Genomic DNA, 12,827 nt, shown 5'->3' with positions numbered 1-12,827 from the left:
CAGCATGGGGCACGGGCCGGACCAGGCGCGGGCGCGCTTCATCGAGGAAGTCACCGCCGTCATGCATGCGGTACTCAAGGACGCAACGGTGATGAATCTTCCGTCGCCCATCGCTGCGGAGGCCGTCGCCATCACCGCCTTCGACGAGTCGGAGACCCGACCGGTACAGGAGCTCGTCGACGCGCTCATCGACGCGCTGCGTACTGCGGGCTGGTCGGTGGACGCGCGGCAGCGCGGCGAGGCCGAGCCTTCTCTGTACGCCGCCAAACTCGATGTCGGCGGCGGCTCCTTCGCCGTGCAATCACCCGCCATCTCCTTCAGCGGAGTGGTGGACGGGGTCTGAGCATCCAGAGAGACGGAGGCCCGACGATGAGCGAGAACAGCGACAACACGGCAAGAGGCAAGGCGGACGGTATGACAGACAGCGCGGCATCGCCCTCCGAGCAGGCGCGCCGGCAGGTATCCGCCGAGATCCGCGACGCGATCAAGGACGCGACCCCCCGCGCCGTGTACCCCGACGATGAGTTCGACGGACGTTCCGTGCGAGTTGCCGGGTGGGACCCGGAGGAGACACGGTCCAACGAGGTACTGCTGAGGCGCAGCACGGCCCGGCTGATGGCCCGCGGATGGCAGGTCTTCCCGGAAACCACCGACAGCGACGACCGGTCCGCGCTTGTCTTCAAGGAGGGTCTGGTCAACGGACGTCTGTACGCGTCGAACCAGTCCCTGACCTTCACCGGTGACCTCGAACCCGATGCCGGTCCGCCGACGGCTCAGGCCGCCCGCTGACGCGGGGCCATCGCGTCCAGCGCTGCCCGTGGCCAGTGAGACATACACGCCTCGGCGTGGCATGAGTCCCGCGTGACAGGCCAGGACGAGGCCGCAATCCGCGCCGTGGCGAACGGGCATACCTCAGGAAGATCGCCTGGGTTTCATCCGCCGCCAGGACACGCGATGGAGAGCGCTGCGGTTGATATCCGCACGGCCATCAAGAACGTCGCGGCTGAGCCCCGGTGTCGTCGCCAAGGGCTACTGGTGGGCCTCGTACGTCATCGAGAGCTTCCCGTCCGACTTCAGCCGTGTCGGCGGCGCAGACGCCCGTACAGGATCACCGCCTCCATCGCGGCGAGCAGGCTGCCGCAGGTCCACAGCATGGCCGCGGAGACACCGTCGACGTCGGTACTCAACCGGGAGTCGAGCCAGCCGTCCGGGTCCGCGACGAGAGTGACTGACTGTCCCGGTTCCATGGCCTTCTCGCAGCCCTTGGTGTCTTCCACGATGTACGTCGGCGAAGTGGCGAGGTCAGTGCGGACCACCGAGCAGGTGTGGCCTTCACCGTGCTTGAGGTCGTACGTCTCGACGTACGAGATCGTCGCGGGGTGCCGCTCGCCCCGCTGGTCCAGCACGTAATCGTTCATGGCAGGCCCGACGAACAGCGCGAAGGCGAACCCGAACGCCGCGACACCGGCACCAGGCCCCGGGCCGCACAGTGCCCAGGCCACGCACAGCACGATCAGCAGCGGCACGATGGACAGCGTCAGGACCAGCGTCCCCGGATGCTGCCCGAGCCATCCGCACCCGGCCAGGAGCAGTGGGGTGAGCACCAACGTCAAGACCGTGACGGGCCAGCGCCGACGGCCCTTGCCAGGCTGCGCCACCGCCGTGGGCCATGCCGCTGCGGTGCCGTTCAGGGCTTCCGTCGCAGGATTCCCCGTCCCCACTACGCCATTCCCTCGTCCCGGGAACGGCCGAAGAGGACGTTCATGGGAGCGGCGAAGAGGGCGCCGCTGAGCGACAGGGCAGACCTGTCCACCTTCTCAAGCACGAGCGCGATCGCCAGGTCCGTGGTGTCCGCGTCGCCTTCGACCTTCACCATCCGGGACCCGGAGGTCATGGGTACTGGTCGGCCACGAGTCGTCGTGATAGTGACACCGTCGCCGCTGAGTCGCGCGTCCCCGGAGCTACCCGTAACGGTGTACGCGTAGGGGCGGTCGCGGAGGGTCAACTCCAGCCATCGGGACCCCTTTCGGATCCCTTTGATCTTCAGGTCCATGTCGACGACGGTCCCGTCCACCCGCAGCCAGCCCCCGTCCAAAGACGGCAGCACGCCCGCGCCTCCGCTGAACATGGCTTCCGGAAAATGGGCTCCGTCAAGAATCACCTGACGGCTGGGAGTCTGCCCCGGTGCGCCGAGAACCCTGGTGACCTCGACGCTGCCGAACGGCCCGGCCACGCCACGATAGCCCCTGACCCGATCTTCACGCAGCGGCTCGAATTCGAACTCGAAGTCGCCCATACAGACGTCTCCCTCTCCTGTATCCATGTGCTCAGCAGGTTCCGCGGTCAGAACCAGTTCATCGGGTTGGCCTTCTTCGCCAGGTTCTTCGCCCCGCTCGCGAGCCCCTTGGCCTTGTCACCGACCCAGTCGGCAGCCTTTCCGGCCCCGTCCTTGATGTCGTCCCAGTGCTCGACCACCTTCGCACCGGCCCAGACTGCTCCAGTGACGGCGACTGCCCCGAGCGTGAAGGGGTTAGGGGCGACCGTCGCCGCGGTGAGGGAGGCATTGAAGCCGACCTCGGCGACGTCGGCGACGTACTTGGCGCCGTGCTCGCGGTCCGTGAAGTGCGAGGCCGGGTTTCCCTGTGCCCAGACGTTGGCCCCGCTGTAGACGGTGGAGAAGACACCGCCCACGACACCGGCGCCGCGGAGGAAACCGCCTGCCTTACCAGCCGTGTTGAGCCCCTTTCCGAGCGCAGCCCACCGCCCGTTGCCGAACAGCCGGGCATCGGCTGCGGCGTTCCTGGTCACCTTCCACAGGCTGGCATTGGCAGCACGCCCGGGAATCTGCCCCGAGTGCGTGAGGCCGCCGTACATCTTGGCGAGCCGGTCGGATCCGACCAGGAAGTCGATGGCCGAGTTTCCTGAGATGCCGAACAGCCGGGGCGCGGTCATGAGGCCACTGCGCCGCACCCAGTCCATTCCCATGCCTATTCGGGTGCCCAGGTAGCCGCTGACCGTGGGAATCTGAGAGGCGTCCTGGTAGGCGGCACTTCCCGAAGCCAGCGCGCCCAGCTTGCTGGGCAACCAGGTCCCGGGCGCGGCGAGCGAGCGAATGGGTGGCGTCCATGTTTCCAGCCTCTGCCCCCATTCGGCCATCTTCGCCGAGGCGTAGGGAATGCCTCCCGGTACCGATTGAAGCCTCCCGGCGAAATACATCTTCGCCCCGTTCGCCCACCCGCCCTCAGCGATCGAGTTCCCCACCAGAATCCTGGTGAGATTGCCGGCGTGGAATGTCGCCGACCCTCCATGCGACATGAAACCCGTAACGTCCCCGTACGTACCGAGAAATTTCTCGATGTCCTTCTCGTACGGCTTGAGCGCCGGGATCGAGGCGAAGGCGTGGGCGCGCAGGCGGTCGACCCAGTCGTCGAGGGACTCCCGTGACTTGCGCTGGAACGCCGGGTCCGGGTTGTCACTGCTGGCGACGGCGTTGGCCAGCAGCAGGACGTCCGGCGCCTTGTAGATGAGCACGCCCTTGGCCAGGTCCTTGGCGTCGAACCCCGCCCACTTTGCCCCGGCCTCCGGGTCACCATCTTCCAGGCGCCCGATCGCGGCGCGCCTGCGCAGGTCCGGTGCCGTGGTCGTCACCCAGGACCGCATCGGCTTCAGCGCAGAGACCTTGCTGCTCACACCCAGGTTCGACGCCCTGGTGAAGGCTTCGTCGATCTTGTCCTGGACGCCGCCCCTGCCGTCGAGCAACTTCGCCAACTGGTCCAGATCACCCGGGTTTAGGGTCCTCTGGTCCCCAGCGTTCCCGGTGCTCCCCGCCCTTCCCATGAACTCCCGCCCCTACGCCTCGTCGATCAGGTCGTCCCTGTCCGGGAGCAGGTCCGCGACCTTGTCCCAGATGTCACCGGGCGTCGTCCACGCCAGGGCCAGGGGGCTTTCCGGGCTCACCTGGCCCGGCATGATGGGCTCTTCGGGCTTTTCGCGGACCCAGTAGCCGTGCGGGCCGCAGTCCCAGGCGGCGAGGGCCCGGATCATGGCGGAGCGCTCACCCTCGTGCTTGCCGTCCCAGGCGGTGGTGATGCGCCAGGTGGCGTTGAGGGCGATGACCAGCTCCAGGAACTGGTCCAGTTCGGGAGAGCTCAGGCCGCTGGTCTCGACCAGGGCCTTGCGGGTCAGGTCGCGGGCCGCGGCCTCGTCACCGGCCGCCTCACCGAGGGCGACGAACGCCGCGTCGAGGGCGCCCATCGTCGTCTCGATGCGAGCGGTCGCCGGCGCCTCCACCGGCTCCCCTCGGTGGAGATTGACCTTGCGGGCGAGCTCCCAGACCAGGGTGCTCGGCTCGATGGAGACGTACTCGGACTCCTCGTCTCCGGGCCAGCCGTCGTGCGAGACGACGGCTTCCTGGCCGACGACCACCCCGTGGTTCACCGGGCCGTGCTCGCCGGTGATCTCCACCTGGATCAGGACCATGGGGTCGGCCAGCGCGCCGAGCAGGTCGCGGAGCAGCGGTGCGAGTTCGCCCTCCTCGCCGACCAGGCCGATCTGCTGCAGTTCGAGCAGGCTCTCCCACAGCTCTTCGGGCGGCGTCGCACCGTCCACCAGGTGGGCGAAGACGGCGATGTGGCGATCCGCCAACCGGAAGCGGGCGCGGGAACTGTCGTACGACGGCATGACTCTCGATTCCTCCCCAGGGGCCGCGGCCGCCCGGCTCACTTCTTGGGGTTCTGCAAATCCTTGGCGTCCTGGCTGGCCTGCCGGGCTTCGGAACGCAGCGACTCGGCCACCGTGGAACACGTGGTGCGCCAACTGTTCAACTTGCCCCGGACTTCAGTGGCATTGGGTCCGGCCCACGCCTTCATGGTGGTGGTGCTGTGGGTGCGGGGCGCGTCCATCAGGGACTCGACATGATCGGCCAGCGATCGCAACGCCGATGCACGGTTGTTGAGTTCTTGAATGTCCGGATTTGCCATAGCAGCCTCCCCCGCTGTCACATGGGCGCCCCAGCATACCCTCAAGGTTCGGCAAAGCACGGGGCCGCTGCCCCATTCCCTCACTGCCAGACAGGGAGGAGCGGTTCGCGTACGAGACGGTGCAATCTCGCGAGGGACCAGCCTGTGCGGGAACCGCGCGTGGTGCGATAGCGTCGCCTGGTACCAGAGTGATTTTCTGTTTGGCCAGTGAGAAGTGACACGGGGAGGAATTCGATGGAGCGCGGCGCATCTCTCAAGGAACTCAGGGACCTGGCAAAGCTCTTCGGCAAGAGCGCAGGTGACCTGCAGACGCTCATCAACCACCTGAACTCGTCGACGTCGGGCAGCCACGGCTACTGGAAGGGCCCCAAGTCGGACCAGTTCCGTAAGGACTGGGAGGACGCCCGGGGCACCTTCTCGAAGTGGGTCGACACGCTGCACGACGCGCAGAAGTCCGCGTCCACCAGCGCCGACAACATCGAGCGCGCCACCTGATCCGCACCGCTACAGCCGGATCGTGCAACATCGCGGGGGCGTCCACCATCGGTGGACGCCCCCGCGGCTTTCCTGGCCTTCCGCTCGGAGGACCCCGCACTCCCGTGACGAAGACGGCCAATCCCCATGAGCCGGTTCTGAAGGGGTCACTAAGACGGATCCCTGTGAATGAATCCGACCTTGACGTGCACAAGTTCTCCAAAAGGGGCGGCATGGAAAACGTTGACAACATGAGCGACGCGGATCTGCTCCGCCTACAGCGTGAACCGTACGAGGTCCACTTCACCCGCACTCCGATCCAGCTCATCGCCGGCTACGGCTGGCAGCGCCTGGTCGCGTTCCGCGTCGACGCCGAAGGCGTGCTCCTGGGCGGCACCCCCGTCCGACACAAGGCCCACACCGCGTTCGTGCCCTGGACCGACATCGAGGCGCTGGTCATCTGGCGACTGCACACAGCGGGCCAGGGGATTAACCACATCGGTGCACGCCGCCGGGCGGGTGCGCCCGCGCTGCCGGGCCCGAACACCGGCCTGACCCCGGAGAAGTCCGCCTCGCTGGCACCCCACGTCGAGTACGACCTCATGCTGTCCAGCCGTGCCATCTCCCTCTGGAGGCTTCACCCTGGGCGGCTCCAGATCGCCGTCGACACCTTCGCCCCACAGGTCAAGGTCCTGGTGTACGGATCGAAGTAAAGGACGTCGCAGGGCCCTTCAGCCCCGTCGCACGATCCGCACCCCACGACGGGGTGGCGGCGGGCCTACGCGGTGGCCGGCAGCGGGGCGGCCCCGGCGGACGGGGCTCACCCCCGCATAACCCCCTGAACCGGCCGGAACGCCCCGCCGGACACCAGCAGTCCGCTGCCGGGCTGGCCGCTGCCGGTGTTCGAGGGGAGCCGGATGCTGAACAGATCACCCTCCTGGGAGTTCTGGGGGTTGAGAAGCAGGCCGTTGCGTGACTTTCGGGCCGCGGTGACGAAGCCGCGGTACTGGGAGGCCAGGCTGTCCGACGTACCGGCCGCTATGAGGCCGAGGCCGCCGTCGGCGCCCTTGCGGATGAGGGCCTCCAAGGCCTCGTCGAGCCGGGTGTCGTAGAGCAGTTCGGCGTCGTCCGCCAGGACCACGTACGGGCGGCCGTCCGCCTTCTCCAAGAGCTCCTCAAGGTCGTCCTCCCTCGCCTCCGCGTCGAGGACGCCGAGCACACCCTCACGACCCTCTAGGTCCCGAAGGGGAGAGCGGCGTGGTGTGACCAGGACCACCGGGGTACCCCGGGCCAACAGTGACTCCGCCGCGCACATCAGGGTCATGGAGCGGCCGGACTTGGGCGGGCCGCCGATGACGAAGCCGGGGCCCGACTCCTCCAAGTCGATGCCGACCGGTGCGAGTTCGTCGCCCCCGACCGCCAGCAGCGCCCACAACTTCGAGGGCACCACGAAGTCGGGGTCCAGCGCCATCGCCTGATCGGCCGTGATCCGGGCCGGAAGCGCGTCCACCCGCATCGGGCGGAAGCGGGCGGGCGGGCGGCCGTGGGTCGCCTGCGCCTGCTCGGCGATCTCGCGGAGCATCCGCACCTGCGCCTGCCCGCCCGGGTCCTCGTCGAGGAGGGCGATCTGGGTCTCCTCGACGCCGGTGTCGGTGATCCGCAGGGCGCGTCCGGGCGGCATGTTCTTGGGCACCTCGCGCGGCTGCAGCCCCGCCATGGAGTAGTCGTTGGGGTCGGCGAACCGCATGACCAGTCGGTCCTGGAAGGCGGAGGCGACCATGCCGCTGAAGCCCGTGCGGTCGGCGGTCATGACCACCTTCAGGCCGACGGCCGAACCCTCCCGGAAGATCCGCTGGGCCATTTCGAGAAGTTGGCCGTAGTTGTAGTTCTCGAAGGTGGAGACGAACCCCTCCCAGCTGTCGAGGAGAAGCACCATCCAGGGCAACCGTTCGTCCGGCGCGGCCGAGGATCGCTGCTCGGCGGTGCTGGACGCGCCTTCCATGGCGAGGAGTTGCTGGCGCCTGCTGATCTCGGCGAGCAGCCGGTCGAGGAGACGGCGTAGGCGATCGGGTTCGTCGCGGTTGACCACCGCTCCGACATGCGGCAGCCGCACCAGGGGCAGCAGCGCGTTGGAGCCGCAGTCGATCGCGTAGACGTGTACGTCACGCGGGGAGGCGGTCCTGGCCAGCGAGCCGGCGAGGGTGCGCAGAGCCGTCGAGCGTCCGGAGCGGGCGCCGCCGGCCAGCATGGTGTGTTCACCTTCGACGAGGTCGAGGGCAAAGCTCTTGCGGGCCTGCTGTGCGGGCAGGTCGGTCAGGGCGTACCCGATGGGCGGGACATCGCCGTGGGCGGGCGCGGGGCCGGTCACGGAGGCGAGTGTTTCGAGGGTGACGTGCTCCGGCAGCGGCGGCAGCCATGGGCTGCGGGGTGAGGGGAAGCCCATCTTCTCCGAGCCGTTGCGGATGGCGTCGACAAGCACGGCGAGGTCGGTGGCCATCGTGCCGTCGTCGTCCGCCTCCGCCGATTTCGGCAGGGGGCGGCTGAACGACGCCCAGGGCAGAGGCGAGAGCGTCGCCTTCGGGCCGCTCTTTCCCGTCGCCGGGCGGCGGCCACCGATGCGCGCGGACTGCACGCCGACCAGGGACTGGGCGCCGGAGCGGACATAGGCGCGGCCGGGGGTGGACTTGGCGATGGCGCCGGCGTCCGCGGCGTCGATGACGTCCATGGACTCGGTGCCGTCGGTCACGCGCAGCGCGATGCGCAGGTTGGTGTTGGCCCGGATGTCGGCGCTGACCACACCGGCCGGACGCTGGGTCGCGAGCACCAGGTGAACGCCGAGCGAGCGGCCTCGGCGGGCGATGTCGACGAGTCCCGCGATGAAGTCGGGGAGCTCGGCGACAAGCGAGGCGAACTCGTCGATGACCAGGACGAGTCGTGGCATCGGCTCAAGATCGGGCCGGAACTTGCGGGTGTCGTTGTAGTCCTCGATGTCCTTGGTGCCGGTGTTGAAGAGGATCGTTTCGCGGTGGTGCAGCTCGGCGGCGAGCGAGGCGAGGGCCCGCTCGGTGAGGTGCGCGTCGAGGTCGCTGACCATGCCGACGGTGTGCGGGAGCCGGGCGCAGTCCATGAAGGCGCTGCCGCCCTTGTAGTCGATGAGTACGAAGTTGAGGGCGTCCGGGCGATTGGCGACGGCCAGCGAAGCAATGATCGTCTGAAGGAGTTCAGACTTGCCGGCCCCGGTGGTGCCTGCGACCAGCGCGTGCGGGCCGTCTCTGCGGATGTCCAGGGTGAAGGTGCCGTCGGCTGCGATGCCGATGGGGGCCTCGGTGGTCGAGCCGCCGGCCCGCCAGACCCGCTCGATGTCGGCGCCCGTCGGGTCCGGCATCCCCAACAGGCTGAGCAGCCGGGCCGCCGTGGGCAGAGCACCACCGGCGTCGTCGCGGCTGACGTCGCGTACAGGGGCGAGGGAGCGGGCAAGCAACTCGCACCAGTCGGAGCCGACTTGGTCCGCGAGGACCTCGCCGAGGGCTTCGAGACCCGAGCCTCGCAGCCGAACGTGACCGGGCGACTGCGGAGTCCAGCACACGACTGCCTTGCACTCCTCGGGAAGCAGCCGGTCGTCCTCGTCGAGGCAGAGAGCGAAGATCCCGTACTGCGGCCCCTCCTGTAGGAGTTGGGGGACGCCGGGCATGCGGCGGAGCAGCCGCGCCCCGTCGAGGACGAGCAGAACGTGCGGCTCGCCGCCGGGGGAGCCGCTCATCATGGTGCCCGAGCTCTCCTTGGCGGCCTTGCGCCGGGCCAGCTCGTTGAGGAGCTCGTTCACGCGGCGAGCGACGGTTTCGTTGTCGGAGCCGACCAGAGCGACACAGTCCTGGCCCTGCTGCGGCACGGCGTGCGGAAGCCAGTGCGCCCAGCCCCAGTCCGCTCCGGATTGCAGCGAGGCCGACAGAAGTACGAGTGAGAGGTCGCGGGGGCTGTGCAGCACGGCGGCCTGGACCGTGAGCCAGTGAGCGGTGGCAAGCGCGCGCGGCCGGTCGCCGGAGACGCCGATGACGCCGAGTTCGGGGAACGACAGAATGACCGGCACGTCGGTCAGGGTCGGCGGGGCGGGCTTTTCCTCGCCGTAGGCCGCGCCTTGGCCATGGGCGAGTTCGATGTCTGCGGGCAGACTTCCGACGCCCACCCGCAGCCGCATGACGTCGATGTCGGTGCGCCGGCGCTCCCACAGCCGACGCCGGGGCCCAGTAGCGAAGAGCAGCACCTCGGCCGGGTCGGGATTGTCGGCCCGGCGGTTGCGCTGATCCTCCTTGGCGAGGCGGACCAACTCCGCTTCGTACTCGGCGAGATCCTGTTTGTACTGCTTGAGGGACTTCTTGTTCCGCTGCTTGCCGTCGCGGTTGTCGCTGACCCACTGGCCCAGCATCATCAACGGGGTCATCGCGCAGAACAGCAGCATGTAGACCTGTTTGGTGATGAAGTACATGGCCAGGCCGAAGACCATCGGGGTGATCGCCGCGATCATCTGGAAGCGGGCGCGTTCGGACTTGGACGGCAGTACCGGCACGAAGAGCCGCGGCCGCGCCCGCACCGGCGAAAGGCGGGGCGGCCGGTTGTAGGCGAGTCCGCCCTCGCCGGTCGCGGACAGGTGTGCGTCCGGTTCGCTGACCCGGTCGAGGACGAACAGCGAGTCCCCGGCGCGTACGACACCGCCAAGTGGCCAGTCCTGCGCACGCTCCACCGATTCGTCGTCGAGCAGCACTGCAAGCCCGTCCTGCGGAGTGAGTGTGGCTCGGCCCTGGACATCGACAGTGACCTGGGCGGCGATAGGCGGTAGTACGGGGTCGGGGACCGCCAGGCTGCAGGTCGCGGCGGAGCCGAAGGTCGCAGTGCCGACTGCGAGCCGAACGACCCGCCCCGCGCCTGGGCCTCCGGTAACTCGCAACTCGAACCAGCCCATGGGCTCGCCCTTGCGCAGCAGTGGGCCTACGGAGTCGTCGACCGAGATCCGCATGCCGTCCCGCAGGACGTGGCCGGCCCGGGCATTCGGCTCGCAGCGGTGGCCGTCGGCCCACAGAGTCGGCTCGGCGCCATGGCCGCCGTATCTGGCGTCGAGGACGGTGCCGGGCAGGCTCACCACGACGCGATGCGGCTGCCCGGCCTGCCCGGGTCCGCCGCCCGGATCCGCTGCCAGGGCCTGCGCGACATCCCGTGCGGTCGCGTCGTCGTCGGCGTTGACCATGACGTCGTACGGGGGCACCCCCTCCTGCACGACAGTCACCAGGACTCGCATGGTCGTCTTCCTCCCCGTAGGCCCCGTTCGGCCCGTCACTACGCACCGGCCCACCGAGGCTAATGGCTGCCCCGGCCCGGGGAGAACGAGGGTAGGGGGAAGATCCGCAGCGCTTCGGCAGGCTTCGGTGCGGTCCTCAGCCACCCTCCTTGCTCAACGTCGCCGTAGGCCGCCCCGCCGCCGCTTCCTGTGACTCGAAGCGGAGTTTGCCGTCGGGCTGCAGGGTGTACGTCATCGTCGCCGTGGCGCCGGTGCAGCCGATGGTTCCCGGCTTCGAGGGGTCGGTGCGTTCGGTGATGTGCAGCACGCTCGCGGTGGCCGAGTCGAGGGCGCCGATGCCGTGGCACTGGAGCGGGCCGAGGGTGGTGGTCGTGCGCACCACGTCCGTGCCCTTCGCGCCCTTGGTGATCACTGCGGTGTATTCGTACCCCGAGGTGCCGTTGTCCTGGGTGAGCACCCCCTTCCAGGTTCCGATGAACTCGCTTGGTACATCGGCGAGTTGACCACCCTCGGACGGCGATGCCGTCGGCTGCCGCGAGCCGGGGGACTCGGCGCTGCCCGTCGCCGGGCTGGAAACCGGCGGCTTCGCGCCCGTGTTGCTCGCGTCGCTGCCGCCGCCCGGGAGCATGTCGAAGAGGAAGGCCGCGCCGACCGTGACGGCGGCCAGCGCGCCCGCCACCGCGAGGGCCACCGTGCAGCTGACCTTGCGGCCCTGGCCGCGTTCGCCCGGCTCGGCGGCGGTCGCGACGGAGAGGGCCATGCGCGGGCCCCGGTCGGCGGGGCGCGGCGGGGCGGTGGGCGGCGGAGGTGTGCGCGGGCCGGGATACGGGGCCGCGTCCCCGCCGTACGAAGCGTCCGCCGGAGCCGCATCCCTGCCGTACGAGGCGTCCGCCGGGCCGAAGGCGCCGGCTGCCGAACCCGCGCCGGCCCCGGGTCCGCTGACTCCCGCCGGACCGAAAGCACCTGCCGGTGAGCCGGAGCCGGGCCCCGACGCCGGGCTCGCGGAATCCCCCGGGCCGGAACCGGGGCCGCCGCCGGAACCGGGGCCGCCGCCTCCCCCCGGCCCGGCACCCACCCCCGCCGCGCCCCCGACCGCCGGGCTGCTGAACGGGATCGGGCCCGAGCCGCTCACCGGCTCGCCGGGTTCCAGGTCGAGCAGGCGCACCGCGGACCGGCTGACCTCCTCCACCAGCGGGCCCGGCAGCCAGCCGTCCCGTACCAGCGCGGCCGCTCCCGCCGGGGCGAGGCGGGCCGCGAGGGCGGCGGGGGCCGGGCGGTCGGCCGGGTCCTTGGCGAGGCAGGCTCCGACCGCGTCGCGCAGCTCGCCGGTGAGGCCCGCGCCCAGTTCGGGCGACTCGTGCACCACCTTGTAGAGGAGGGCCGCCGAGGAGTCGCCGGGGAAGGGCGGCTCGCCGGTCGCCGCGTACGCGAGGACCGCGCCCAGCGAGAAGACGTCGGCCGCGCCGGTCACGCCCCGGCCGAGGATCTGCTCGGGCGACATGTAGCCGGGCGAGCCGATGGAGACGCCGGTCGCGGTGAGCGAGGCGGTGCCGTCGGTGGCGCGGGCGATGCCGAAGTCGATGAGGCGGGGCCCGTCGAGGGTGAGCAGCACGTTCGACGGCTTCACATCGCGGTGGACCAGGCCGAGCGCGTGCACGGCGGCAAGCGCCTCCGCGAGGCCCGCACCCAGGACGCGTACCGAATGATCGGGCAGCGGGCCGCGGTCCAGGACGGCCTGGGTCAGCGAGGGGCCCGCGACATAGCCCGTCGCCACCCACGGAACCGGCGCTTCCGGGTCCGCGTCGAGGACCGGCGCGGTCCAGTCGCCGCCCACCCGCCGAGCCGCCTCGACCTCGTGCCTGAAGCGCGCCCGGAACTGTTCGTCGAGGGCGAAGTGCGGGTGCACGACCTTGACGGCGACCGTGCGGCCGCCCGCACTGCGGCCCAGGTACACCCGGCCCATGCCGCCCGCCCCGAGCCGGCCGAGCAGCCGATAGGCACCGATCGTCTGCGGTTCGCCCGCTTCCAGCGGCTGCAAAGACTGCATCGCGGTGCTCCCCCAACGCCCACCTGGTCAAGCCGGT

General features: G+C 69.9%; 11 protein-coding genes. 4 read left to right on the top strand and 7 right to left on the bottom strand.

What is annotated here, in order from left to right; all coding sequences use genetic code 11:
* The first annotated feature begins 4 nt into the window (after nucleotides 1–4).
* Both ACWC2B_RS29345 and ACWC2B_RS29340 read left to right on the top strand, forming a co-directional pair.
* Nucleotides 5–343 (top strand): hypothetical protein, encoded by a 339-nt coding sequence (locus ACWC2B_RS29345; RefSeq protein ID WP_450721794.1) that lies wholly within the window; start codon nucleotides 5–7, stop codon nucleotides 341–343.
* 26 nt (nucleotides 344–369) lie between these two features.
* Nucleotides 370–789 (top strand): hypothetical protein, encoded by a 420-nt coding sequence (locus ACWC2B_RS29340; RefSeq protein ID WP_450721792.1) that lies wholly within the window; start codon nucleotides 370–372, stop codon nucleotides 787–789.
* A gap of 284 nt (nucleotides 790–1,073) precedes the next feature.
* On the opposite strand, the gene ACWC2B_RS29335 is transcribed toward ACWC2B_RS29340, so the two are convergent.
* The 5 genes from ACWC2B_RS29335 to ACWC2B_RS29315 all read right to left on the bottom strand — a co-directional run bounded on the left by ACWC2B_RS29335 (nucleotide 1,074) and on the right by ACWC2B_RS29315 (nucleotide 4,979).
* Nucleotides 1,074–1,607, bottom strand: a complete 534-nt coding sequence (locus tag ACWC2B_RS29335) for a hypothetical protein (protein WP_450721790.1) — start codon at nucleotides 1,605–1,607, stop codon at nucleotides 1,074–1,076.
* A gap of 113 nt (nucleotides 1,608–1,720) precedes the next feature.
* Nucleotides 1,721–2,296 (bottom strand): hypothetical protein, encoded by a 576-nt coding sequence (locus ACWC2B_RS29330; protein ID WP_450721788.1) that lies wholly within the window; start codon nucleotides 2,294–2,296, stop codon nucleotides 1,721–1,723.
* Nucleotides 2,297–2,343: 47 nt separating this feature from the next.
* Entirely contained in the window at nucleotides 2,344–3,837 is a 1,494-nt protein-coding gene (locus ACWC2B_RS29325) for a PE-PGRS family protein (protein ID WP_450721786.1), read from the bottom strand.
* Nucleotides 3,838–3,849: 12 nt separating this feature from the next.
* On the bottom strand, nucleotides 3,850–4,680 hold the full coding sequence (locus ACWC2B_RS29320) for a hypothetical protein (protein ID WP_450721784.1): 831 nt from the start codon (nucleotides 4,678–4,680) through the stop codon (nucleotides 3,850–3,852).
* A 38-nt stretch (nucleotides 4,681–4,718) separates the two neighbouring features.
* Nucleotides 4,719–4,979, bottom strand: coding sequence for a hypothetical protein (locus tag ACWC2B_RS29315; RefSeq protein WP_450721782.1), 261 nt, complete (start codon nucleotides 4,977–4,979; stop codon nucleotides 4,719–4,721).
* A gap of 234 nt (nucleotides 4,980–5,213) precedes the next feature.
* Here ACWC2B_RS29315 and ACWC2B_RS29310 point away from each other — a divergent pair, with 234 nt between their 5' ends.
* Together ACWC2B_RS29310 and ACWC2B_RS29305 are read left to right on the top strand one after the other, a co-directional pair.
* Nucleotides 5,214–5,474 (top strand): WXG100 family type VII secretion target, encoded by a 261-nt coding sequence (locus ACWC2B_RS29310; RefSeq protein WP_450721780.1) that lies wholly within the window; start codon nucleotides 5,214–5,216, stop codon nucleotides 5,472–5,474.
* Between the two features lie 212 nt (nucleotides 5,475–5,686).
* Complete coding sequence (locus tag ACWC2B_RS29305) at nucleotides 5,687–6,166, top strand: hypothetical protein (protein ID WP_450721778.1); 480 nt, start codon at nucleotides 5,687–5,689, stop codon at nucleotides 6,164–6,166.
* A gap of 107 nt (nucleotides 6,167–6,273) precedes the next feature.
* On the opposite strand, the gene ACWC2B_RS29300 is transcribed toward ACWC2B_RS29305, so the two are convergent.
* Together ACWC2B_RS29300 and ACWC2B_RS29295 are read right to left on the bottom strand one after the other, a co-directional pair.
* The gene (locus ACWC2B_RS29300; protein WP_450721776.1) at nucleotides 6,274–10,743 is read right to left on the bottom strand and encodes an FtsK/SpoIIIE domain-containing protein; all 4,470 of its coding nucleotides are present in this window, start codon (nucleotides 10,741–10,743) and stop codon (nucleotides 6,274–6,276) included.
* Nucleotides 10,744–10,879: 136 nt separating this feature from the next.
* Nucleotides 10,880–12,781: a serine/threonine-protein kinase gene (locus ACWC2B_RS29295; RefSeq protein ID WP_450721901.1), complete on the bottom strand. Its 1,902-nt coding sequence runs from the start codon at nucleotides 12,779–12,781 to the stop codon at nucleotides 10,880–10,882.
* Between the last annotated feature and the right edge of the window lie 46 nt (nucleotides 12,782–12,827).

The sequence above is a fragment of the Streptomyces sp. NPDC001415 genome (genome assembly GCF_053597395.1).
The sequence above is the reverse complement of the archived record's forward strand: the minus strand, read 5'-3'. Positions and strand labels throughout refer to the sequence as shown.